The 1,089-nt window shown below is 60.4% G+C and carries 2 protein-coding genes; one reads left to right on the forward strand and one right to left on the reverse strand.

What is annotated here, in order from left to right:
- Window positions 1–271 (forward strand): SDR family oxidoreductase (locus tag AC2YI2_RS35025; protein WP_487391126.1); only part of this gene is annotated, 271 nt, incomplete at its 5' end.
- A 148-nt stretch (window positions 272–419) separates the two neighbouring features.
- Here AC2YI2_RS35025 and AC2YI2_RS35030 read toward each other — a convergent pair.
- Window positions 420–890, reverse strand: a complete 471-nt coding sequence (locus tag AC2YI2_RS35030; RefSeq protein ID WP_487391127.1) for a MarR family winged helix-turn-helix transcriptional regulator — start codon at window positions 888–890, stop codon at window positions 420–422.
- Window positions 891–1,089 lie beyond the last annotated feature (199 nt).

Raw genomic sequence — 1,089 nt, forward strand, 5'->3', positions numbered from 1 at the left:
TCCGAAGGGCGTGCGCGTGGTGCGGGTTTCTCCCGGCTGGATCGCCGATCCGGGGGCCAACGGTCTGGCCCTGCGCATAGCCGAGGAAGCCGGCATTGACTACGACGCCGCAGTGCAGGTGATCATGAACTCGCTCGGTGGCATACCGCTCGGACGACCGGCGAAGCCGGAAGAGGTCGCCGACCTGATCGCGTTCCTTGCATCCGATCGCGCATCGTCCATTACCGGGACAGAGCATGTGATCGACGGTGGGACTGTTCCGACCGCTTGAGCAAAAAGACGATGTGCCGGCTCACCGCGACCTTCATGTGCTGGATGGATCGGCAAGGGCCTCGTTAGACGATTGCCCGTGGCCGCCGCGGTTGGGATAAACCGCCGCGGCTCCGTACACCTACCGAACCCGAGCCCGGCTCATCGGCTCACGAAGGCGCAGCCCAGCCTCCCAGTTTCGCGTAGATATCGTCACGCAATTGCCGGACCTTATGATTGAGCGCACCGAGTTGGTCTGGCGTGTGGCCGGATGTGTCCACAAGCGCATCGCCCAGGCAGCCTGCCCGCGACCGGAGCGCGCGGCCCTCATCGGTCAAACCGATGACCACCTGCCGCTCATTGTCGGGATTGCGCGTCCGCCGCAGCAGCCCCGCGCCTTCCAGACGCTTGAGCAGGGGCGTCAGAGTACTCGATTCAAGGGCGAGCTTCTCGCCGATATGGCCAACCGTCTGCTCGTCCTCCTGCCACAGCACGTTCAGCACGAGGTATTGCGGATAGGTCAGGCCGAGTTGATCCAGCCAGGGCTTATACAGCCGCTGGATGGCCATGCCCGCGGAGTAAATCGCGTAGCAGACCTGATTGTCGAGTGGCACGGGGTCGTTGGATTTCTGTCGGGCCATGTGGGTCTCCTTCCGCCTGGCTTATAGCTAACGTTTTCGTGAAAAGATATATCGCGATAACAATTATGATTGACAGGCGTGAAGGCAATCGATAGACAATAATTATTGCGATAACATTTATCGCATAAAGCAAGGAGAGAGACAATGAAGACCAGCACCATCATCGCCGCCACTGCAGCAATCGGCATCGCATCCGCTG

It is taken from the genome of Rhizobium sp. SRI_017 (assembly GCF_057586295.1).

What these genes read in the sequence shown, in the direction of transcription:
- AC2YI2_RS35030 (WP_487391127.1), bottom strand. Translation starts at nt 890, where the DNA reads ATGGCCCGACAGAAATCCAACGACCCCGTGCCACTCGACAATCAGGTC.